Source organism: Klebsiella sp. BIGb0132 (genome assembly GCF_024810075.1).
Taxonomy (GTDB): domain Bacteria; phylum Pseudomonadota; class Gammaproteobacteria; order Enterobacterales; family Enterobacteriaceae; genus Klebsiella; species Klebsiella terrigena.
This window is the reverse complement of sequence record NZ_JANUDW010000004.1, coordinates 157,300-178,813: the sequence shown is the minus strand read 5'-3', so window position 1 is coordinate 178,813 and position 21,514 is coordinate 157,300. Positions and strand designations below refer to the sequence as shown.

22 protein-coding genes and 3 tRNA genes are annotated in these 21,514 nt (G+C 57.9%); 11 read left to right on the top strand and 14 right to left on the bottom strand.

All coding sequences use genetic code 11. The features are described 5' to 3' along the window. Positions 1-2: 2 nt before the first annotated feature. Together tsaE and nnr are read right to left on the bottom strand one after the other, a co-directional pair. Positions 3-461 carry a tRNA (adenosine(37)-N6)-threonylcarbamoyltransferase complex ATPase subunit type 1 TsaE gene (tsaE, locus tag M2416_RS14150; protein WP_076947041.1) on the bottom strand — a complete coding sequence of 153 codons (459 nt, stop codon included), beginning with the start codon at positions 459-461 and terminating at the stop codon, positions 3-5. Further along, on the bottom strand, positions 454-1,965 hold the full coding sequence (gene nnr, locus M2416_RS14145; protein WP_259225051.1) for a bifunctional ADP-dependent NAD(P)H-hydrate dehydratase/NAD(P)H-hydrate epimerase: 1,512 nt from the start codon (positions 1,963-1,965) through the stop codon (positions 454-456). Before nnr ends, tsaE begins: the two co-directional genes overlap by 8 nt. A 13-nt stretch (positions 1,966-1,978) precedes the next feature. Here nnr and queG point away from each other — a divergent pair, with 13 nt between their 5' ends. Further along, positions 1,979-3,118: a tRNA epoxyqueuosine(34) reductase QueG gene (gene queG, locus M2416_RS14140; RefSeq protein ID WP_041143706.1), complete on the top strand. Its 1,140-nt coding sequence runs from the start codon at positions 1,979-1,981 to the stop codon at positions 3,116-3,118. 271 nt (positions 3,119-3,389) lie between these two features. Here queG and M2416_RS14135 read toward each other — a convergent pair. The 3 genes from M2416_RS14135 to M2416_RS14125 all read right to left on the bottom strand — a co-directional run bounded on the left by M2416_RS14135 (position 3,390) and on the right by M2416_RS14125 (position 3,726). Beyond that, positions 3,390-3,465, bottom strand: a tRNA-Gly gene (locus M2416_RS14135). Positions 3,466-3,488: 23 nt separating this feature from the next. Further along, positions 3,489-3,564: transfer RNA gene (locus M2416_RS14130), tRNA-Gly, on the bottom strand. An 86-nt stretch (positions 3,565-3,650) separates the two neighbouring features. Further along, positions 3,651-3,726: transfer RNA gene (locus M2416_RS14125), tRNA-Gly, on the bottom strand. A gap of 287 nt (positions 3,727-4,013) precedes the next feature. Here M2416_RS14125 and M2416_RS14120 point away from each other — a divergent pair. Further along, positions 4,014-4,745 carry a transporter substrate-binding domain-containing protein gene (locus M2416_RS14120; protein WP_041143705.1) on the top strand — a complete coding sequence of 244 codons (732 nt, stop codon included), beginning with the start codon at positions 4,014-4,016 and terminating at the stop codon, positions 4,743-4,745. 53 nt (positions 4,746-4,798) lie between these two features. Here M2416_RS14120 and orn read toward each other — a convergent pair whose 3' ends face one another. After that, positions 4,799-5,344 carry an oligoribonuclease gene (orn, locus tag M2416_RS14115; protein WP_041143704.1) on the bottom strand — a complete coding sequence of 182 codons (546 nt, stop codon included), beginning with the start codon at positions 5,342-5,344 and terminating at the stop codon, positions 4,799-4,801. A gap of 94 nt (positions 5,345-5,438) precedes the next feature. On the opposite strand from orn, the gene rsgA reads away from it, so the two are divergent. The 3 genes from rsgA to mscM all read left to right on the top strand — a co-directional run bounded on the left by rsgA (position 5,439) and on the right by mscM (position 10,983). Further along, positions 5,439-6,500 carry a small ribosomal subunit biogenesis GTPase RsgA gene (gene rsgA / locus M2416_RS14110; protein ID WP_041143703.1) on the top strand — a complete coding sequence of 354 codons (1,062 nt, stop codon included), beginning with the start codon at positions 5,439-5,441 and terminating at the stop codon, positions 6,498-6,500. Between the two features lie 206 nt (positions 6,501-6,706). Next, positions 6,707-7,633, top strand: a complete 927-nt coding sequence (gene asd / locus M2416_RS14105) for an archaetidylserine decarboxylase (RefSeq protein WP_259225036.1) — start codon at positions 6,707-6,709, stop codon at positions 7,631-7,633. Between the two features lie 23 nt (positions 7,634-7,656). Beyond that, entirely contained in the window at positions 7,657-10,983 is a 3,327-nt protein-coding gene (mscM, locus tag M2416_RS14100) for a miniconductance mechanosensitive channel MscM (RefSeq protein WP_041143701.1), read from the top strand. A 78-nt stretch (positions 10,984-11,061) separates the two neighbouring features. On the opposite strand, the gene epmA is transcribed toward mscM, so the two are convergent. Further along, positions 11,062-12,039, bottom strand: a complete 978-nt coding sequence (gene epmA, locus M2416_RS14095; RefSeq protein WP_045853374.1) for an elongation factor P--(R)-beta-lysine ligase — start codon at positions 12,037-12,039, stop codon at positions 11,062-11,064. A 274-nt stretch (positions 12,040-12,313) separates the two neighbouring features. Between epmA and frdA the strand changes: the two genes are divergently transcribed. The 5 genes from frdA (at position 12,314) to M2416_RS14070 (ending at position 16,249) form a co-directional block, all read left to right on the top strand. Continuing rightward, on the top strand, positions 12,314-14,104 hold the full coding sequence (frdA, locus tag M2416_RS14090; RefSeq protein WP_076947045.1) for a fumarate reductase (quinol) flavoprotein subunit: 1,791 nt from the start codon (positions 12,314-12,316) through the stop codon (positions 14,102-14,104). Further along, positions 14,097-14,831, top strand: a complete 735-nt coding sequence (frdB, locus tag M2416_RS14085) for a fumarate reductase iron-sulfur protein (RefSeq protein ID WP_041143698.1) — start codon at positions 14,097-14,099, stop codon at positions 14,829-14,831. The genes frdA and frdB overlap by 8 nt, the downstream gene beginning before the upstream one ends. A 10-nt stretch (positions 14,832-14,841) precedes the next feature. Continuing rightward, a complete protein-coding gene (gene frdC / locus M2416_RS14080; protein WP_259225028.1) occupies positions 14,842-15,237 on the top strand; it encodes a fumarate reductase subunit FrdC in 396 nt (131 codons plus the stop codon). 10 nt (positions 15,238-15,247) lie between these two features. Then, entirely contained in the window at positions 15,248-15,607 is a 360-nt protein-coding gene (gene frdD / locus M2416_RS14075) for a fumarate reductase subunit FrdD (RefSeq protein WP_041143696.1), read from the top strand. Between the two features lie 111 nt (positions 15,608-15,718). Further along, complete coding sequence (locus M2416_RS14070) at positions 15,719-16,249, top strand: lipocalin family protein (protein ID WP_076947047.1); 531 nt, start codon at positions 15,719-15,721, stop codon at positions 16,247-16,249. Here the strand turns inward: M2416_RS14070 and sugE are convergent. The 4 genes from sugE to efp form a co-directional block, all read right to left on the bottom strand. Then, a complete protein-coding gene (sugE, locus tag M2416_RS14065) occupies positions 16,246-16,563 on the bottom strand; it encodes a quaternary ammonium compound efflux SMR transporter SugE (protein WP_259225016.1) in 318 nt (105 codons plus the stop codon). The two genes, M2416_RS14070 and sugE, sit on opposite strands and share 4 nt — an antisense overlap. A gap of 139 nt (positions 16,564-16,702) precedes the next feature. Beyond that, positions 16,703-16,849 (bottom strand): lipoprotein toxin entericidin B, encoded by a 147-nt coding sequence (ecnB, locus tag M2416_RS14060; RefSeq protein ID WP_071844879.1) that lies wholly within the window; start codon positions 16,847-16,849, stop codon positions 16,703-16,705. A 149-nt stretch (positions 16,850-16,998) separates the two neighbouring features. Continuing rightward, a complete protein-coding gene (locus M2416_RS14055) occupies positions 16,999-17,130 on the bottom strand; it encodes an entericidin A/B family lipoprotein (RefSeq protein ID WP_041143693.1) in 132 nt (43 codons plus the stop codon). 77 nt (positions 17,131-17,207) lie between these two features. Continuing rightward, complete coding sequence (gene efp / locus M2416_RS14050; protein WP_041143692.1) at positions 17,208-17,774, bottom strand: elongation factor P; 567 nt, start codon at positions 17,772-17,774, stop codon at positions 17,208-17,210. A 40-nt stretch (positions 17,775-17,814) separates the two neighbouring features. Between efp and epmB the strand changes: the two genes are divergently transcribed. Beyond that, positions 17,815-18,843, top strand: coding sequence for an EF-P beta-lysylation protein EpmB (epmB, locus tag M2416_RS14045; RefSeq protein WP_041143691.1), 1,029 nt, complete (start codon positions 17,815-17,817; stop codon positions 18,841-18,843). A gap of 44 nt (positions 18,844-18,887) precedes the next feature. Here epmB and M2416_RS14040 read toward each other — a convergent pair whose 3' ends face one another. The 3 genes from M2416_RS14040 to M2416_RS14030 form a co-directional block, all read right to left on the bottom strand. Further along, complete coding sequence (locus M2416_RS14040) at positions 18,888-19,241, bottom strand: DUF4156 domain-containing protein (protein WP_041143690.1); 354 nt, start codon at positions 19,239-19,241, stop codon at positions 18,888-18,890. A 133-nt stretch (positions 19,242-19,374) separates the two neighbouring features. Then, complete coding sequence (gene groL, locus M2416_RS14035) at positions 19,375-21,021, bottom strand: chaperonin GroEL (RefSeq protein WP_041143689.1); 1,647 nt, start codon at positions 21,019-21,021, stop codon at positions 19,375-19,377. Between the two features lie 44 nt (positions 21,022-21,065). Next, positions 21,066-21,359, bottom strand: a complete 294-nt coding sequence (locus M2416_RS14030; RefSeq protein WP_041143688.1) for a co-chaperone GroES — start codon at positions 21,357-21,359, stop codon at positions 21,066-21,068. Positions 21,360-21,514: the final 155 nt, after the last annotated feature.

The window sequence follows — 21,514 nt, the reverse complement described above, 5'->3', positions numbered from 1 at the left end:
CTTCAGGCTAAACGCGCCAGTAAAGACTCACCCAATGAGGAGACTGCCGTTACGCGCGCCTCACGCCCTTGTGCCTGATACTCAAGATGAATTTCGACATCCGGCTCGGGCAGCACGCCCGCGCCCTGCTGCGGCCATTCAACCAGGCAGATAGCATCGTCAGTAAAATAGTCACGGATCCCCATAAACTCGAGCTCTTCGGGGTCCGCCAGGCGGTAGAGATCAAAGTGATACACCATCAGGTTTTCGAGGGTGTACGGCTCCACCAGCGTGTAGGTAGGGCTTTTGACATTCCCGCGGTGGCCGAGTGCGTGTAAAAAGCCGCGGCTGAAGGTCGTTTTACCCGCGCCTAAATCGCCATACAGATAGATGACCGTGGCCCCCGTACAGAGCCGTGCAATGCGGTCGCCAAGGTCCAGGGTTGCCTGCTCGTCGGGTAAAGGAATCACTCGGTTAATCATGGTCTACGTCAATCACATCCGGGTTAACAACACGCCTGAGCGTGGAAAAGAGATCGGTCGCCAGCATCCCACGGGTGCCATCTCTGGCAGCCAGTCGGTCTGCGGCTTCGCCGTGCGCCACGCAACCGGCGCAGGCAGCATCATACGGCGTCAGCTTTTGCCCTAACAAAGCGGCAATAATGCCGGTGAGCACATCGCCCATTCCGCCGCTGGCCATACCGGCATTGCCGGCATCGATAATACCCATCTCGCCTGCTTCACTGGCCACCACCGTCCCCGCGCCTTTCAGCACGACCACGCCACCATAACGTTTTACCAGACGTTGAGCAGAATGTAAGCGATCGCTTTCAATTTCTGCCACGCTGCAGTCAAGCAGGCGGGCGGCTTCGCCGGGGTGTGGCGTCAGCACGCGATTGTGACGTTTATCGGCATTGATTGCCAGCAGGTTCAACGCATCCGCATCCCACACCATCGGTTTCGTAAAGCTCTCCAGCTGGCGTAGCGCCCGCGTCGCCCATTCGCTCTGGCCGAGTCCCGGACCGATCGCCACCACATCAGCCCACTGCAGACTGTCATCGAGGCTCTGCGGCGTGAGCGCATCCACCATCAGCTCCGGCCTGGCGGTAATAATCGGGGCAATATTTTCCGGATGAGTCAACACCCGCACGAGTCCCGCTCCCGCCCGCAGCGCCGCTTCTCCGGCCATCCTGATGGCGCCAGCGGTGCCGCGGTCGCCGCCAACGATCGCCAGCCTGCCGTGATCGCCTTTATGGGAGGTCGCGCGGCGCGGCGGCAGCCAGCCCGCCAGCTGTGAGGCATCAAAGCGCGCCAGCGGGAACCGTTGTCCGGCAAGCCAGCCGTCGAGGCCCAGGGAGTGGTAGTGCAGCTGACCCACCGCGTCGCGGGCTTTACCGGTCAGCAGCCCCGGCTTGAGGGCGATAAAGGTTAGCGTGTGCGCCGCATGGATCGCCGCTCCCGGCGTGGTTCCGGTCTGCGCATGGAGCCCGGAGGGGATATCCAGCGCGACTATCGGCGCCGGATGCGCATTGGCGCGCGCGATAAGCTCGGCGGCAGGCCTGCGCGGAGCGCTGCGCAGGCCGGTGCCCAGCAGTCCGTCAATAATCAGCGAGATCGCTTCCGGCCAGGCGATATCCGCCGCGTGGATCGTCCCGCCGGCGTTGAGCCACTCTTCGCGTGCGGCGTGCGCCTCCTCCGGCAGCGGCTTCTCGCTCTCCAGCGCCAGCAGCGTCACCTCAATCCCTTCAGCCTTTGCCAGGCGCGCAACGACGTAGCCGTCGCCGCCGTTGTTGCCGTGGCCGCAAAGAATCAGCCAGTTCTGACTGGCAGGGTAGCGGCTGCGCGCCAGTTGGAAAGCCGCTTCGCCGGCCCGGCGCATGAGCTCAAACAGGGTCAGCCCGAGGCTATCGGCAGCCTCTTTTTCCGCCCGCCGGAGCGCCTCTGCAGGGCAGATGAAGTGTGGTATACTGACAGGGTTTTTCGTCATTGTATGGTCCATCATGTTACAGCCCCTCGATCTCAATAAGTTAGCGCAACAAATCAAGCAATGGGGCACTGAACTCGGGTTCCAGCAGGTGGGTATTACCGATACCGATCTCAGCGTCAGCGAACCCAAACTGCAGGCATGGCTGGACAAACAGTACCACGGAGAGATGGAGTGGATGGCGCGCCACGGCATGATGCGCGCGCGCCCTCATGAGCTTCTTCCCGGTACGTTACGCGTCATCAGCGTACGGATGAACTACCTGCCCGCGAATGCCGCTTTTGCCCGCACCCTGAAAGATCCCGCGCTTGGCTACGTCAGCCGTTATGCCCTTGGGCGTGATTATCATAAGCTGCTACGTAACCGCCTGAAAAAACTCGGTGAGATGATTCAGGAACAGTGTGCTTCGCTCAATTTTAGACCGTTTGTCGATTCCGCGCCTGTTCTGGAGCGTCCTTTGGCGGAAAAAGCGGGTCTTGGCTGGACGGGCAAGCACTCGCTGATTATTAACCGCGATGCCGGGTCGTTCTTTTTCCTCGGCGAGCTGCTGGTGGATATTCCCCTGCCCGTCGATCGTCCGGTCGCCGAAGAGTGCGGGCGCTGCGTCGCCTGCATGACGATCTGCCCGACCGGCGCCATCGTCGAGCCCTATACCGTCGACGCCCGCCGCTGTATCTCCTATTTGACCATTGAGCTGGAAGGCGCGATCCCCATCGAGTTCCGCCCGCTGATCGGCAACCGCATATACGGCTGCGACGACTGCCAGCTGATTTGCCCGTGGAACCGCTTTTCCCAGCTTACCGATGAAGAGGATTTCAGCCCGCGCAAAGCGCTGCATGCGCCGCCGCTGGTGGAGCTGTTTGCCTGGAGTGAAAGTCATTTTCTGAAGGTGACCGAAGGATCGGCAATTCGCCGCATCGGCCATCTGCGCTGGTTACGCAATATTGCCGTGGCGCTGGGAAATGCGCCGTGGGATGAAGCGCATCTCAAGGCGCTGGAAAGCCGCCGGGGCGAGCATCCGCTTCTCGATGAGCATATCGAGTGGGCAATAGATCAGCAAATCGCCCGGCGCAGCGCCGGCGCGGTTGAGGTGCAGCTGCCGAAGAAACAGCGGCTGGTCAGGGTGGTCGAAAAAGGTCTTCCGCGAGACGCCTGATTCATTCACAGGCTGTGAATAAAAACAAAAACACATTGCGTTTCAACATGCACACGAACGTCAAGTGATCGTATTAACACTTTGAAATGAAATTTTATTGTTAAATTTCAATGAGATGAATTGATACTATTCAAAAGTTGAAGTTTTTCCGCAACGCGTCGTTTGCATTTAACCTGTGGATAACTCTGTTCACAGTATTTTCCGGTATTCAACGGAAGGCATCCCCGGCGCGCTATTGCACTGTGGATAAATTGAGTATGAGGAAGAAATTTGGAGCGGGAAACGAGACTCGAACTCGCGACCCCGACCTTGGCAAGGTCGTGCTCTACCAACTGAGCTATTCCCGCTTGGGTGTGGTAACTATCAAATTTGGAGCGGGAAACGAGACTCGAACTCGCGACCCCGACCTTGGCAAGGTCGTGCTCTACCAACTGAGCTATTCCCGCTTAATCTTCGTCTTTCAACCTGCCGCTACCTGAGTAGCTTTACCGCAAGCCGAAATCCTGTGATTAGGATAGTGCCTTTCAAATTTTGGAGCGGGAAACGAGACTCGAACTCGCGACCCCGACCTTGGCAAGGTCGTGCTCTACCAACTGAGCTATTCCCGCGTACTTCTTGCCATATTTCTATGGCGTCGTGATTTGCATTTCTGCTTCGTCACGGGAGGCGCATTATACGAGAATTCGATTTAGCTGCAACCCCCCTGCGAGCACTTTTTTTCTATTTTTGTCTGAATGGACGTTTTATCGCCAGATAGCGCCCTGAATTGTATAAATAAGCAGCGTATAAGGCAAAATAACTTTTTCCGACCTTGTTAAAGGCGCAAAATCGCCCCGCTCTGCGGGTATGATCACCCCATAGACGGTCAACAACAATGACAAACAGGGAAATTAAAATGAAAAAGACGCTCTCCGTCCTGCTGCTGATCGCGCTAGCTATGGGAACGGCATCGGCAACGACGCTGCATTTTGGCACTACGACGGCCAATCCGCCCTTTGAAACCGTCAACGCGAAAAATCAGCCGGCCGGTTTTGATATCGATCTTGCCCGGGCGCTCTGTAAACAGATGCAGGCCGAGTGCACGTTTACGCCGCAAAGCTTCGATACCCTCATCCCGGCGCTGCGCTTTAAGAAATTCGACGCCATCATCGCCGGCATTGAGATCGTCCCGATGCGCGAAAGGCGGGTCGCCTTCACTCAGCCCTATCGCCAGCAGCTCTCCGGCGTGGTTGTCAGCGCTAAGAATAGCGCCCAGGGTTTTGCTGACCTGAAGGGTCAAAAGATTGGCGTCGCTAAAGGCAGCATTCATCAGCGCTACCTGCACGATAAGCAAAAACAGGTGAACGTCGTCGCTTACGAGAGCGATGCCGCCGCGTTCAGCGCGCTGAAAGAGGGTAGCGTTAACGGGGTAATGAGCGATCGCGCCGGCGCCGAGACGTGGCTGCAGGAGAATCCTGACTACGCCATCATCGACGAGCAGGCAACCGACGCCAAATATTATGGTAAGCAGCTGGCGATCGCGGTGCGTCAGGATGACCCGGAACTGCTCAACGCGCTGAATGCCGCGCTGGAGGTCGTCAAGGCCTCCCCTGAATTCGGGCAAATGGAGCTGAAGTGGTTTAAATAGCCGGGCCTGCCGCCGGAGCCCTGTAACCCCGGCGGCACGATGAGAGCTTAACGTTACAGCTTGATAAAGTGCTCGCGGTAGTAGGACAGCTCCGCCACCGATTCGCGAATGTCATCCATCGCCTGATGGGTGCCCTGCTTTTTAAAGCCATCGAGGATTTCCGGCTTCCAGCGGCGCGCCAGCTCTTTCAGGGTGCTGACGTCGAGGTAGCGGTAGTGAAAGTACGCTTCCAGCTCGGGCATGTACTTAAAGAGAAAGCGGCGATCCTGACCAATGCTGTTGCCGCAAATCGGTGATTTACCCGCAGGTACCCACTGCTTGAGGAATTCGATGGTCGCCAGTTCGGCCTCGCGATCGCCCTGGGTGCTGGCCTTGACGCGCTCCACCAGCCCGCTGCCGGTATGGGTGCGCACGTTCCACTCGTCCATCAGCGCCAGCTGTGCGTCAGACTGGTGTACCGCAATGGTCGGCCCTTCCGCCAGAATGTTCAGGTTTGCATCGGTCACCAGGGTGGCGATTTCGATAATGCGATCGCGCTCCGGATCCAGCCCCGTCATTTCAAGATCGATCCAAATCAGGTTGTTTTCATCTGCACTCATGCTATTTTCCACCCTTCTTGCGTGACTATATTCATCTAAAATAGCGTGTATCATAGAGGTTTTGCCCCTACAGGGCGACCAGGAGCCAGTTCGATTGAGTAAAAATAAACTCTCCAAAGGCCAACAGCGCCGCGTGAAGGCCAACCACCAGCGCCGCCTGAAAACGACTTCGGAGAAGGCCGACTACGATGACAATCTGTTTGGCGAGACCTCCGAAGGCGTCGTCATTAGCCGCTTCGGCATGCATGCCGACGTTGAATCCGTTGACGGTGGCGTTCACCGCTGCAACATTCGCCGGACAATCCGTTCGCTGGTCACCGGCGACCGCGTGGTCTGGCGCCCGGGCAAAGACGCCGCTGACGGCGTTAGAGTAAAAGGTATCGTTGAGGCCGTGCACGAGCGGACCTCGGTCCTGACGCGTCCGGATTTCTATGATGGCGTGAAGCCCATCGCCGCCAACATCGATCAGATAGTCATCGTTTCCGCGATTTTACCGGAGCTGTCGTTAAACATTATTGACCGCTATCTGGTGGCGAGCGAAGCGCTGGACGTCGAGCCGCTGATTGTGCTTAACAAGATTGACCTGCTGGACGAGGACGCCTTAGCGTTCGTCAACGAGCAGATGGATATCTACCGCAAAATTGGCTATCCCGTGCTGATGGTATCGAGCCGGACCCAGGACGGCCTGAAGCCGCTTGAAGAGGCCCTCACCGGCCGCATCAGCATCTTTGCCGGGCAGTCAGGGGTGGGGAAATCCAGCCTGCTGAACGCGCTGCTGGGCCTCGGCGACGATCTGATCCTGACCAACGACGTCTCTGACAACTCGGGCCTCGGCCAGCACACCACCACCGCCGCGCGCCTCTATCATTTCCCGCACGGCGGCGACGTGATCGACTCCCCCGGCGTGCGTGAATTTGGCCTCTGGCATCTTGATGCGGAACAAATCACCCACGGTTTTGTCGAATTTCACGATTATTTAGGCCGTTGCAAATACCGCGACTGCAAGCATGATACCGATCCGGGCTGCGCGATTCGCGAAGCGGTTGAAAACGGCAGCATCAACGCGCGTCGTTTTGAAAACTACCACCGTATTCTGGAAAGCATGAACGAAGTGCAGGTAAAAACGCGTAAAAGCTTTTCATCATCCGATGACTGACATTTAAGCTGAGCATCGCTATACGCTTCATCCTTCAGCCTGCCTCTGCGCTGGCGACGCACGTCTCCCCGGCAATGCTGCCGGGGATTCGCAGACCGGCCGCCGCGATGCAGCCCGGATGAGTTTAGGTATAGAATCGACCCTTTTTTCAGATCCCCGACGCGTTGCGGGGGTCAGGAACGATAAATAATGGCCTGGAGGCTACCTTGTTAAACGATCTGAAACTTTCGCTGCAATACATTCTGCCTAAACTGTGGCTTACCCGCCTCGCAGGCTGGGGTGCGAGCAAACGAGCGGGTTGGCTGACGAAGCTGGTCATCGACCTGTTCGTGAAGTGCTACAAGGTCGATATGAAAGAGGCGCAGAAGCCCGATACCGCCAGCTACCGCACCTTTAACGATTTCTTTGTGCGCCCACTGCGTGATGAAGCGCGTCCGCTCAACACCGACCCGAACGTGCTGGTTATGCCTGCCGATGGCGCCATTAGCCAGCTGGGCGCTATCGAAGACGATAAAATCCTGCAGGCCAAAGGCCACAACTACACCCTGGAAGCACTGCTGGCCGGCAACTACCAGATGGCAGAGCTGTTCCGCAACGGTAACTTCGCCACCACCTATCTGTCGCCGCGTGACTACCACCGCGTCCACATGCCGTGTAACGGTATTCTGCGCGAAATGATCTACGTTCCGGGCGATCTGTTCTCCGTTAACCACCTGACCGCGCAGAACGTGCCGAATCTGTTCGCCCGCAACGAGCGCGTCATCTGCCTGTTCGATACTGAGTTCGGTCCGATGGCGCAAATTCTGGTCGGTGCGACCATCGTTGGCAGCATTGAAACCGTATGGTCCGGTACCGTGACTCCGCCGCGTGAAGGCGTGATTAAGCGCTGGACCTGGCCGGCGGGCGACAATGAAGGCTCCATTGCCCTGCTGAAAGGCCAGGAGATGGGTCGCTTCAAGCTCGGTTCGACGGTGATCAACCTGTTTGCACCGGGCAAGGTTAAGCTGCTCGAGGAGCTGCAGAACCTCTCCGTTACTAAGCTTGGTCAGCCGCTGGCGATCGCCGTTGAGACCATGTCCACGACCGAAGGCGCCGCCAGCATTCTGGGCGACGATTCGCAAGACGAAGGTTAATAGCTGAAAAAAAGGGTTATGCCGTGCGCCTGATATATATTTTCCTGCTGGCCTGGAGCCTCAGTCTGGGGGCGTACGCAGCGACAGCCCCCGACGCTAAACAGATAGCTCAGGAACTGGAACAGGCGAAGGCGGCAAAACCCGCCCAGCCTGGTACCGTTGAAGCGCTGCAGTCCGCGCTGAACGCGCTCGAGGAGCGTAGCGCTTCCCTCGAGCGCACGCGCCAGTACCAGCAGGTTATCGATAACTTCCCCAAGCTGTTCCAGACCCTGCGCTCGCAGATCAACAACCTGGCCGATGAACCGCGCCAGGTATCAACGACGCTCTCCACCGATGCCCTGAATCAGGAAATCCTGCAGGTCAGCAGCCAGCTGCTCGAAGCCAGCCGTCAGGCCCAGCAGGAGCAGGAGCGCGCCCGCGATATCGCCGATTCGCTAAACCAGCTTCCGCAGCAGCAAACCGACGCCCGCCGTCAGCTGAACGACGTTGAGCGCCGCGTTGGCACGCAGACCAGCAATACCCCGCTGGCGCAGGCGCAAAATCTTAGCCTGCAGGCGGAATCCGCGCGCCTGAAGGCGCTGGTCAACGAGCTGGATCTGGCGCAGCTCTCCGCCAACAATCGCCAGGAGCTGTCGCGCATGCGCGCCGATCTGGCGCAAAGACAGAGCAAGCTGCTCGACGGCTACCTGCAGGCTCTGCGTAATCAGCTCAACAGCCAGCGCCAGCGCGAAGCCGAAAAGGCGCTGGAAAGCACCGAGCTGCTGGCGGAGAACAGCGAAAACCTGCCGCCGGAGCTGATGGCTCAGTTTAAAATTAACCGCGAGCTGTCGCAGGCCCTGAACCAGCAGGCTCAGCGCATGGACCTGGTGGCTTCCCAGCAGCGTCAGGCCTCCAACCAGACGCTCCAGGTTCGCCAGGCGCTCAATACGCTACGCGAGCAGTCGCAGTGGCTGGGCGCCTCCAGCCTGCTGGGCGAAGCGCTACGCGCCCAGGTCGCCCGCCTGCCGGAGACACCAAAACCCCAGCAGCTGGATACCGAGATGGCCCAGCTGCGGGTGCAGCGGCTGCGCTTTGAGGACCTGCTCGGCAGCCAGACGCAGCTCCGCCAGCTGCGCCAGGCCGACGGCCAGGAGCTGACCAGCGAGCAGAATCGCATTCTTGAGGCGCAGCTGCGCACGCAAAGCGAGCTGCTCAACTCGCTGCTGCAGGGCGGCGATACGCTGATTCTGGAGCTAACCAAGCTCAAGGTGGCCAACGGTCAGCTTGAGGACGCCCTGAAAGAGATGAACGAAGCGACCCACCGCTATCTGTTCTGGACCTCGGACGTCAGCCCTATCGGTTTTTCATGGCCGCTGGAAATTGCTCACGATCTGCGCCGCCTGGTCTCTCTCGATACCGTTAGCCAGTTGGGCAAAGCCAGCGCGATGATGTTAACCAGCAAGGAGACGCTGCTGCCGCTGTTTGGCGCGCTGATTCTGGTCGGTTTCAGCATCAGCTCGCGTCGCCACTTCACCCGCTTCCTGGAGCGTTCCAGCGCCCGCGTGGGCAAAGTGACCCAGGACCATTTCTGGCTCACCCTGCGCACCGTGTTCTGGTCGATTCTGGTGGCCTCGCCGCTGCCGGTATTGTGGATGACGCTCGGCTATGGCCTGCAGTCCGCCTGGCCCTTCCCGCTGGCGGTCGCCATCGGCGAAAGCGTCACCGCCACGGTGCCGCTGCTGTGGGTGGTGATGGTTTGCGCGACCTTTGCGCGTCCGAACGGCCTGTTTATCGCCCACTTCGGCTGGCCGCGTAGCCGGGTCACCAAGGCCATGCGCTACTACCTGATGAGCATCGGGCTGATCGTCCCGCTGATTATTGCGCTGATCATGTTCGATAACCTCAACGACCGTGAGTTCTCGGCCTCCCTCGGCCGCCTGTGCTTCCTGCTGATTTGCGGGGCGCTGGCGCTGGTCACCCTGAGCCTCAAGCATGCCGGTATTCCGCTGTATCTCGATAAGTCGGGAAGCGGCGATAATATGGTTAACCGCATGCTGTGGAACCTGCTGCTGGGCGCGCCGCTGATTGCCATGCTGGCGGCGGCCATTGGCTACCTGGCGACCGCCCAGGCGCTGCTGGCCAGGCTGGAAACGTCGGTGGCGATCTGGTTCTTACTGCTCGTGGTCTATCACATCATCCGCCGCTGGATGCTGATCCAGCGCCGCCGGCTGGCCTTCGATCGCGCCAAGCATCGCCGGGCGGAAATTCTGGCCCAACGCGCGCGCGGCGAAGATGAGGCCGCGCACTCCAGCAGCCCTGAAGGGTCTGCGGAAATCGAAGTCAGTGAAATCGATCTCGATGCGATCAGTATCCGGTCGCTGCGGCTGGTACGCTCGCTGCTGATGCTGGTCGCCCTGGTCTCGGTGATCGTCCTGTGGTCAGAAATCCATTCGGCGTTTGGCTTCCTCGAGAATATCTCGCTGTGGGACGCGACCTCGACGGTGCAGGGCGTTGAAAGCATCGAGCCGATTACGCTTGGAGCAGTGCTGATCGCGATTCTGGTGCTGATTATCACCACCCAGCTGGTGCGCAACCTCCCTGCCCTGCTGGAGCTGGCGATTCTGCAGCACCTGGACCTCACGCCGGGCACCGGCTACGCGATCACCACCATTACCAAATACCTGCTGATGCTGATTGGCGGCCTGGTGGGCTTCTCGATGATTGGCATTGAGTGGGCGAAGCTGCAGTGGCTGGTAGCGGCTCTCGGCGTCGGCCTCGGTTTTGGCCTGCAGGAGATCTTTGCCAACTTTATCTCGGGCCTGATTATTCTCTTTGAAAAGCCGATACGTATTGGCGATACGGTGACCATCCGCGATCTGACCGGCAGTATCACCCGCATCAATACCCGCGCCACGACCATCAGCGACTGGGACCGGAAAGAGATTATCGTGCCGAATAAGGCGTTCATCACCGAGCAGTTTATCAACTGGTCGCTGTCTGACTCCGTCACCCGCGTGGTGCTGACGGTGCCGGCCCCGGCGGATGCGAATACCGAAGAGGTTACGCAGATCCTGATTAACGCCGCCCACCGCTGTTCGCTGGTTATCGATACGCCGGCGCCGGAGGCCTTCCTCGTCGATCTGCAGCAGGGGATTCAGATTTTCGAGCTGCGTATTTACGCCGCCGAGATGGGTCACCGCATGCCGTTGCGCCACGAGATCCATAAGCTGATTCTGGCAGGCTATCGCGAACACGGTATCGATATGCCGTTCCCGCCGTTCCAGATGCGTCTGGAGAGCATTGACGGCAGGAAGAGCAGCAGAGCGATGACCTCAGCAGGGAAATCCAGCCGCACGGCTGGCAGCCTGTAGGTTCAACCTGGCCGGCGGCTCGTGCGCCGGTCAGGTCCGCTCTCTGGCCCGGGATGGTCGAAGAGAGACTCGGTCCGGTCAGGCGCGATCGACGGTAAAGGCGATAACCTCGCCGATGCTTTCGGCACCCAGCGCCAGCATCACCACGCGATCGACGCCCAGCGCCACGCCGGAGCAGTCCGGGAGGCCCGCCTTCAGGGCTTCCAGCAGATTGCCGTCAATTGGCTGCTGCGGCAGGCCGCGGGCCGCACGCTTGCGGTTATCCTGCTCGAAACGCTGCTGCTGTTCGCGGGCGTCGGTCAGCTCGTGGAAGCCGTTCGCCAGCTCAATTCCCTTGTAATAGACCTCAAAGCGCTCCGCAACGCGGTGATCTTCGGTGCTGATCTGCGCCAGCGACGCCTGGCTTGCCGGGAAGTGATAGATAAAGGTCGGACGGTCCTTGCCGATATGCGGCTCGACGCCCATGGTAAACAGCAGCTGCAGCAGCGTATCCTTATCTTCTTCCGTATCGGCGATATTGCTCAGGTCGAGCTTCGCCGCCGCTTCGCGCAGCTGCGTCTTATCGGCCGACAGCGGATCGAGCTCAAGATGGCGCAGGAACGCCTGCTGATAGGAGAGGCTTTCCGCCGGCTGGCACTCCAGAACCTGCTGCAGTAAATCATCGACTTCGTTAATCAGACGATACATGTCATAGCACGGACGATACCACTCCAGCATGGTGAATTCCGGGTTGTGGTGACGCCCCATCTCTTCATTGCGGAAGCTGCGGCACAGCTGGAATACCGGGCCACAGCCCGCGGCCAGCAGGCGCTTCATATGGTATTCCGGGCTGGTCATCAGATACAGATCCATCCCCTGAGAGTAGCCGGGGCCGACGAAACGGGTCTGGAACGGAAACAGGTGAATATCCGTTACCGTTGCCTGACTCATGCAGGGCGTCTCCACCTCCAGCACGCCGCGGTCGGTAAAGAAACGACGAATTTCCGCCATCACAGCCGCGCGTTTTAACAGGTTTGGGATCGACGCGCTCGGCTGCCAGGTTGCCGTTTCACTCATGGTACTTTCTCCGATTTCATACAAGGGCACGAAGTCTACTCGTAACCGGCGAGTGAGACAAATTTTGTGCCAACGGCCCCTTAAGGCATACCGGAAATTTATTAACCGCCAGAAAGCATAAATAGCGCTGATAAATCACCGCACATATCGATAAAAAAATCGAACACGTCAATTTTCCCTACCGACCCTAAGGCTATACTTCTTTACCTATAAAGGAGCAGTGACACATTTTCGCCAGCCCGGCGGCGAAATAAACAAAAACTGGAGGAATGTCGTGCAAACTTTTCAAGCCGATCTTGCCGTAATTGGCGCTGGCGGAGCAGGTCTTCGCGCTGCAATCGCCGCAGCGCAGGCTAATCCAAATGCCAAAATCGCACTGATTTCAAAAGTCTATCCTATGCGCAGCCACACGGTTGCTGCTGAAGGTGGCTCCGCCGCCGTGACGCAGGATCATGACAGCTTTGAGTACCATTTTCACGACACCGTCGCCGGCGGCGACTGGCTTTGTGAGCAGGATGTCGTCGACTATTTCGTCCATCATTGCCCAACGGAAATGACCCAGCTTGAACAGTGGGGATGCCCGTGGAGCCGCCGTCCGGACGGGAGCGTCAACGTCCGCCGCTTCGGTGGGATGAAGATCGAACGCACGTGGTTTGCCGCGGATAAAACCGGCTTCCATATGCTGCACACCCTGTTCCAGACCTCCCTTCAGTTCCCGCAAATCCAGCGTTTCGACGAGCATTTCGTCCTCGATATTCTGGTCGACGATGGCCAGGCGCATGGCCTGGTGGCGATGAATATGATGGAAGGCTCGCTGGTACAAATCCGCGCTAACGCGGTGGTGATGGCCACCGGCGGCGCAGGACGCGTCTATCGCTACAACACCAACGGCGGCATCGTCACCGGCGATGGGATGGGCATCGCGCTCAGCCACGGCGTTCCGCTGCGCGATATGGAGTTCGTGCAGTATCACCCGACCGGCCTTCCCGGCTCCGGTATTCTGATGACGGAAGGCTGCCGTGGCGAAGGCGGTATTCTGGTCAACAAGGACGGCTACCGCTACCTGCAGGATTACGGCATGGGTCCGGAAACCCCGCTCGGTGAGCCGAAAAACAAATATATGGAGCTCGGCCCGCGCGATAAGGTCTCCCAGGCCTTCTGGCACGAATGGCGTAAAGGCAACACCATTCCAACGCCGCGCGGCGACGTGGTTTACCTCGACCTACGCCACTTAGGCGAGAAAAAGCTGCTGGAGCGTCTACCGTTCATCTGCGAACTGGCGAAGGCCTACGTCGGCGTTGATCCGGTTAAAGAGCCCATTCCCGTGCGCCCAACCGCGCACTACACCATGGGCGGCATCGAAACCGACCAGAGCTGTGAAACCCGCATCAAGGGGCTGTTCGCCGTGGGCGAATGCTCATCGGTCGGCCTTCACGGCGCCAACCGCCTTGGCTCCAACTCGCTGGCAGAGCTGGTGGTCTTTGGCCGCCTCGCCGGCGAGCAGGCCATCAGGCGAGCGGCGGAGGCTAAAGAAGCCAACGCCAGCGCGCTGGATGCGCAGACCGCCGACGTAGAAAAACGCCTGAAAGAGCTCATGAATCAGGAAGGCAACGAGAACTGGGCGAAGATCCGCGACGAGATGGGCCTGTCGATGGAAGAAGGCTGCGGGATCTACCGTACGCCGGAGCTGATGCAAAAAACCGTCGATAAGCTGGCCGAGCTGCAGGAGCGCTTTAAGCGCGTACGCATTACCGACAGCTCCAGCGTGTTCAATACCGACCTGCTGTATACCATCGAGCTGGGTCACGGACTGAACGTGGCGGAATGTATGGCCCACTCTGCCCTTGCGCGTAAAGAGTCCCGCGGCGCGCACCAGCGCCTGGATGAAGGCTGCACCGAGCGTGACGACGTCAATTTCCTCAAGCATACGCTCGCATTCCGCGATGCCGATGGCACCACGCGCCTTGAGTACGGCGATGTGAAGATCACCACTCTGCCGCCGGCAAAACGCGTATATGGCGCAGAAGCGGAAGCAGCCGAGAAGAAGGAGACGACCAATGGCTGAGATGAAGACCCTGAAAATCGAGGTGGTGCGCTACAACCCGGAAGTGGACACCGCACCGCACAGCGCGTTCTATGAGGTTCCTTACGACGAGCAGACCTCACTGCTCGACGCCCTGGGCTATATCAAAGACAACCTCGCGGCGGATCTCAGCTACCGCTGGTCCTGCCGCATGGCAATTTGCGGCTCCTGCGGGATGATGGTCAACAAGGTGCCGAAGCTGGCGTGTAAAACCTTCCTGCGTGAATACACCAAGGGCATTAAGGTCGAAGCGCTGGCTAACTTCCCGATCGAGCGCGATCTGGTGGTCGACATGACCCACTTTATCGAGAGCCTGGAAGCGATTAAGCCCTATATTATCGGCAATTCGCGTACCCCGGACCAGGGGCCAAACAAGCAAACTCCGGCGCAGATGGCGAAATACCATCAGTTCTCCGGCTGCATCAACTGCGGCCTGTGCTACGCCGCCTGTCCGCAGTTTGGCCTTAACCCTGAGTTTATCGGCCCGGCGGCGATCACCCTCGCCCATCGCTACAACGAGGACAGCCGCGACCACGGTAAAAAGGAGCGCATGGCGCAGCTTAACGGTCAGAACGGCGTCTGGACCTGTACCTTCGTGGGCTACTGCTCGGAAGTCTGTCCGAAGCACGTCGACCCGGCAGCCGCCATTCAGCAGGGCAAGGTAGAGAGCTCGAAAGACTTTCTTATCGCCACCCTGAAACCACGCTAAGGAGTGCATTATGACGACTAAACGCAAGCCCTACGTGCGGCCGATGACGTCCACCTGGTGGAAGAAGCTGCCGTTTTATCGCTTCTACATGCTGCGTGAAGGAACGGCGGTACCGGCAGTCTGGTTCAGCATCGTCCTGATTTATGGCCTGTTTTCCCTCAAGCACGGGGCGGAAAGCTGGGCGGGATACGTTGGCTTTCTGCAAAACCCGGTGGTGGTGATCCTCAACCTGATCGCCCTCGGCGCAGCGCTGCTGCACACCAAAACCTGGTTTGAGCTGGCGCCGAAAGCCGCCAATATTATTGTCAAAGGCGAGAAAATGGGGCCAGAGCCGGTTATTAAAGGGCTGTGGGTGGTGACTGCGGTAGCAACCGTGGCGATCCTGTTTATCGCCCTGTTCTGGTAAGGAGGCTGGAATGATCAATCCCAACCCAAAACGTTCCGATGAACCGGTATTCTGGGGGCTGTTTGGCGCCGGCGGCATGTGGAGCGCCATTATTGCTCCGGTGATGATACTGCTGGTCGGTATCCTGCTGCCGCTGGGCCTGGCGCCCGCTGACGCCTTCAGCTACGAACGCGTGCTCGGCTTTGCCCAGAGTTTTATTGGCCGGGCATTTATCTTCCTGATGATCGTCCTGCCGCTGTGGTGCGGGCTACACCGCATTCATCACGCCATGCACGACCTGAAAATTCACGTCCCTAACGGCAAGTGGGTGTTCTACGGCCTGGCCGCCATCCTGAGCGTGGTCACGCTGGTCGGTGTATTATTTATCTAAGCCTCACGATGCCCGGTAGCGGAGTGTTACCGGGCTCTCTTTTGCAGAATATTTTCCCGTTTTTTCCCCGCCAGAATCTACACTTAGCAAAAAACCAGTAAGGAAAATAGTATGCGTCTGCTGCCAATGATTGCCGCTGTTGCCGCCTCGTTTCTGGTTGTTGCCTGTAGCACCCCGACGCCTCCGCAGGGCGTGACGGTGGTCAGCCCGTTTGATACCCAGCGCTATCTCGGCACCTGGTATGAAATCGCCCGTTTCGACCATAGCTTTGAGCGCGGCCTGGAGAAGGTCACCGCAACCTACAGCCTGCGCGACGACGGCGGACTGAACGTCGTCAATAAGGGCTATAACCCCGATCGCGGCATGTGGCAAAAAACGGATGGCGTGGCCTACTTCACCGGCGAGACCAATCGGGCGGCGCTAAAAGTTTCCTTTTTTGGCCCCTTCTACGGCGGCTACAACGTGATTGCGCTGGATAAAGATTATCGCTACGCGCTGGTGTGCGGACCGGATCGGGATTATCTCTGGCTGCTGGCGCGCACGCCGAAAATCGCGCCGGAAGTGAAACAGCAGATGCTGGATATCGCCTCCCGGCAGGGCTTCGACGTGAGCAAGCTTATCTGGGTCAACCAGCACTATTAGTGGGTGCTGAGCTTGAGGCCGATAATACCGATGACGATGCACGCCAGGCTGGCAATACGCATCGGGCTGGCGGACTCGCCCAGCAGGACGATACCGGCAATCGCCGCGCCGACGGCGCCGATCCCCGTCCACACCGCGTAAGCGGTGCCGACCGGCAGCGTTTTCATCGCCCATGACAGCAGCGCCATGCTGACCACCATCGCCACGATGGTGATGGCGCTGGGTAGCAGGCGGCTAAAACCGTGGGTGTACTTCAGACCAACCGCCCAGACCACTTCCAGCAGACCGGCGATAAACAAAATTAACCAGGACATAAGGCTCCTTGATGGGGCCGTCCCCGGATGCGGTACGCTTACGGGTCGTCCCGCAAGGTGGGTGAAAAAGCGCGGATATTATAAACAACGACGCAGGAGATGGGAAGAACGGTACGACCGTCAGCCGTACCGTCAGGGGCTATTGCTGAGCTTTACTCGCAGCACCGGAAATGGCGCTACCACCTTCTGAAATATCCTGACCGACGCCACGCGTTGTATTACATGCGGTCAGCACAGAGGAAAGAGCCAAAACCGTAAAGAACGCTGCAATCGTTTTTTTCACCATAATGTCATCCTTATTTACCAGTTTTAGTTATCGTGCCCTATAAGCATAGACAAACTGACCCGGCATGAAGGGATCTCAGCGTTTTTTAAGAGAAAAAGCGATACGCCACGTCGGGAGGCAGGAATCAGAAGAGAGGGGGAAAGCGGTGCTTAGCTGGCGGCGTGAGAGATCGCGTGCCCCAGGCTGCGGATATCTTCACCCACGCCGTGAACCGTATGACAACCGGCCAGCAGAGCGCCGCTGAGCAGCAGCAATACCACAAGCTTTAAGGTGTTGTTCATCTTCCCTGCCTGCTATCGATACCTTACGTGCTATAGGGGGCGCAGCAACGCGCTGCGCCAACCGTCAGAGACGTGAATTACTTCACGCGGGATACGTATTCGCCAGAGCGGGTATCCACTTTAATCACTTCACCAATCTGTACAAACAGCGGAACTTTAACCACTGCGCCAGTGGTCAGGGTCGCCGGTTTACCGCCGGTACCCGCGGTGTCGCCTTTCAGACCCGGATCGGTTTCAACGATTTCCAGCTCAACGAAGTTCGGCGGGGTCACGGAGATAGGCTGACCGTTCCACAGGGTCACGATGCACTCAGCCTGATCCAGCAGCCATTTAGCGCTTTCACCAACGGCTTTCTCGTCAGCGGCCAGCTGTTCGAAGGTGGAGTTGTTCATGAAGTGGTAGAACTCACCGTCGTTGTAGAGGTAAGTCAGGTTCATATCTACAACGTCTGCGCCTTCAGCGGAGTCGGTAGATTTGAAGGTTTTCTCTACGCGGGTACCGGTCAGCAGGCGGCGCAGCTTAACGCGGGCGAAAGCCTGGCCTTTTCCCGGTTTTACGAATTCACTCGCTTCAACGGCATAAGGTTCGCCGTCCATCATGATTTTAAGACCAGCACGAAAATCGTTGCTATAGTAAGTCGCCATAAGGCCCTCTGAAATTGTTAATTGGTAGCTAAGCCACAAAATGGCGCATATTGTAACCCTAAATACCCCATCCAGAGAAGATTGGTTAACGCAACTTGCCGATGTTGTGACCAGTCCTGATGAACTGCTGCATCTTTTAAATGTAGACGCTGATGCAAACCTGTTGGCGGGGCGCGATGCGAAGCGCCTCTTTGCGCTGCGCGTTCCCCGGGCTTTTATCGCCCGCATGGAGCGAGGAAACCCTAACGATCCCCTTTTGCGTCAAGTGCTTACTTCGCAAGAAGAGTTCATTGCCTCCCCCGGTTTTTCCACCGATCCGCTGGAGGAACAGCACAGCGTGGTGCCCGGACTGCTGCATAAATACGCCAACCGCGCGCTGCTGCTGGTTAAAGGCGGCTGCGCGGTAAATTGTCGTTATTGCTTCCGCAGACACTTCCCGTACGCCGATAACCAGGGCAATAAGCGCAACTGGCAGGCGGCGATGGACTATATTTCCGCCCATCCGCAGCTCGATGAGATTATTTTTTCCGGCGGCGACCCGCTGATGGCGAAAGATCATGAGCTCGACTGGCTGCTCACCCAGCTGGAAGCGATCCCGCACGTCAAGCGTCTGCGTATTCACAGCCGGCTGCCCATTGTCATCCCGGCGCGCGTCACCGAGGCGCTGGCTGCGCGTTTCGCCCGCTCCTCGCTGCAGATACTGCTGGTGAACCATATCAACCACGCCAATGAAATCGACGCTGAGTTTCGCGCGGCAATGGCGCGTTTACGTCACGCTGGCGTCACCCTGCTGAACCAAAGCGTGCTGCTGCGTGGGGTCAACGATAGCGCGCAGACGCTGGCTAATTTGAGCAATGCGCTATTTGATGCGGGGGTGATGCCGTATTACCTGCACGTGCTGGATAAGGTCCAGGGCGCGGCCCACTTTATGGTCGAAGATGAAGAAGCCCGGGCCATCATGCGCGAGCTGCTGACGCTGGTATCAGGCTATATGGTACCGAAGCTGGCGCGAGAAATCGGCGGAGAGCCGAGCAAGACGCCGCTGGATTTGCAGCTACGACAGAGCTAGCTGGCGTTCCTTCCCCTCTCCCCAGCGGAGAGAGGGGAAAGCGATCAGTTCGGGCACTTATAGACCTGACCGTTCATTTCGCTATCGGTCGGCACAAAGCTCGACAGCAGGTTCTGCGTCGGGCTGCTGACGCCGTAAATCACGTTGCCGCCCATTGCTGCGGCCTGGTTACGCAGCGCATTAGCCGCGCCGCGCATAGAGCCACCCTCACCGCCGTTCTGCCCGGAGAGCCAGTTGCTCTGCTTGCCGCTAGCGGTCCCCAACAGCTGGCAATCCGCACCCGGCTTATCTTCAACAAAGCGTACGCTCTGCCCGCCTGAGCTCAGTTCGTTGCTGGAACTGCAACCCGCTAACAGTAGTGCTGCGCCGACAATCCCTGCTAAATATCTTACCTGCATGTTATTCCCCATGATCAATGAGCTGGACGCGCTGGCCCGGATGTACACCTTATACTAAAAAGCCGGAAAAAAGAAAAACCCCCGAGCATTTCTGCCCGGGGGTTTCTTTGTTTCTAAGGGGTAGAGCGCACGATTACATCATGCCGCCCATGCCACCCATACCGCCCATGCCGCCAGCAGCGCCTAAATCAGCTGCGTCGCTTTTCGGCAGATCGGTAATCATGCACTCGGTAGTGATCATCAGACCAGCAACGGAGGCCGCGTACTGCAGAGCAGAACGGGTCACTTTAGTTGGGTCGAGGATACCGAAGTCGATCATGTTGCCGTATTCTTCAGTCGCCGCGTTGTAACCGTAGTTACCTTCGCCCGCTTTCACGTTGTTAGTTACCACAGACGGTTCTTCACCGGCGTTGGCAACGATCTGACGCAGCGGAGCTTCCATTGCGCGCAGCGCAACTTTAATACCGACGTTCTGATCTTCGTTCTGAGCAGTCAGGCCAGCCAGTTTAGCCGCAACGCGCACCAGCGCGACGCCACCACCGGCAACCACGCCTTCTTCTACCGCAGCACGGGTCGCGTGCAGGGCATCGTCAACGCGTGCTTTCTTCTCTTTCATTTCAACTTCGGTAGCTGCACCGACTTTGATAACCGCAACGCCGCCTGCCAGTTTAGCAACGCGTTCCTGCAGTTTTTCACGGTCGTAGTCAGAAGTGGCTTCTTCGATCTGCTTACGGATCTGAGTCACACGGCCCTGGATAGCGCCTTCTTCACCCACGCCATCAATGATGGTGGTGGTGTCTTTGTTGATCACAACGCGTTTTGCCTGACCCAGGTCTTCCAGAGTCGCTTTTTCCAGCTCCATACCGATCTCTTCAGAGATAACGGTACCGCCGGTCAGAGTCGCGATGTCCTGCAGCATAGCTTTACGACGGTCGCCGAAGCCCGGTGCTTTAACCGCAGCCACTTTAACGATGCCGCGCATGGTGTTAACCACCAGCGTTGCCAGCGCTTCGCCTTCAACGTCTTCAGCGATGATAACCAGCGGTTTGCCGGCTTTCGCTACGGCTTCCAGAACCGGCAGCATTTCGCGGATGTTGGAAACTTTTTTGTCAGCCAGCAGGATGAACGGGCTTTCCAGCTCAACGGCACCGGTTTCCGGCTTGTTGATGAAGTACGGGGAGAGGTAGCCGCGGTCGAACTGCATACCTTCAACCACGTCCAGTTCGTCTTCCAGACCGGTACCGTCTTCAACGGTGATCACGCCTTCTTTACCGACTTTATCCATCGCTTCAGCGATCAGTTTACCTACGGTTTCGTCGGAGTTAGCGGAGATGGTACCAACCTGAGCAATCGCTTTAGAGTCGGAGCACGGTACGGACAGGGATTTCAGTTCTTCAACGGCAGCAACGACGGCTTTGTCGATACCACGTTTCAGATCCATCGGGTTCATGCCCGCAGCAACGGCTTTCAGGCCTTCAGCGATGATCGCCTGAGCCAGTACGGTTGCGGTGGTGGTACCGTCGCCTGCAGCGTCGTTCGCTTTAGAGGCAACTTCTTTCACCATCTGGGCGCCCATGTTTTCGAACTTGTCTTCCAGCTCGATTTCACGCGCGACGGAAACGCCGTCTTTGGTGATGGTCGGCGCACCGAAGGATTTGTCCAGGACAACGTTACGGCCTTTCGGGCCCAGTGTCACTTTAACTGCATCTGCCAGTACGTTTACGCCGCGCAGCATTTTCACACGAGCGTCGTTACCGAATTTTACGTCTTTAGCTGCCATTTTAATCTTTCCCTTAAATTCGTATGTTCAGTGTCGTTCGCAGATTAGGCTTCAACAATTGCCAGGATGTCGCTTTCGGACATGATCAACACTTCTTCATTGTCGATCTTTTCAGATTTCACGCCGTAGCCGTCGTTGAAAATGACGATATCGCCAATTTTCACGTCCAGCGGCTGCACGGTTCCGTTTTCCAGGATGCGGCCCTTACCGACAGCGATGATTTCGCCACGAGTTGATTTGGCTGCCGCAGAACCGGTCAGAACGATACCGCCAGCAGATTTGGTTTCAACTTCTTTACGTTTGACGATCACACGATCATGTAACGGACGAATACTCATTGATAGCTCTCCTTTGAGAAAGTCATTATCAGTTATGGATGACACCGGCCCGTATACGGTTTTCCGGCTAGTGACCTGAGAGATGGGGATGGAGTTTTACCGCTTCAAGGGGCGAGTTGAAAAAAAGTTTTTTCGCGTGCCCGGGCGCACACTCC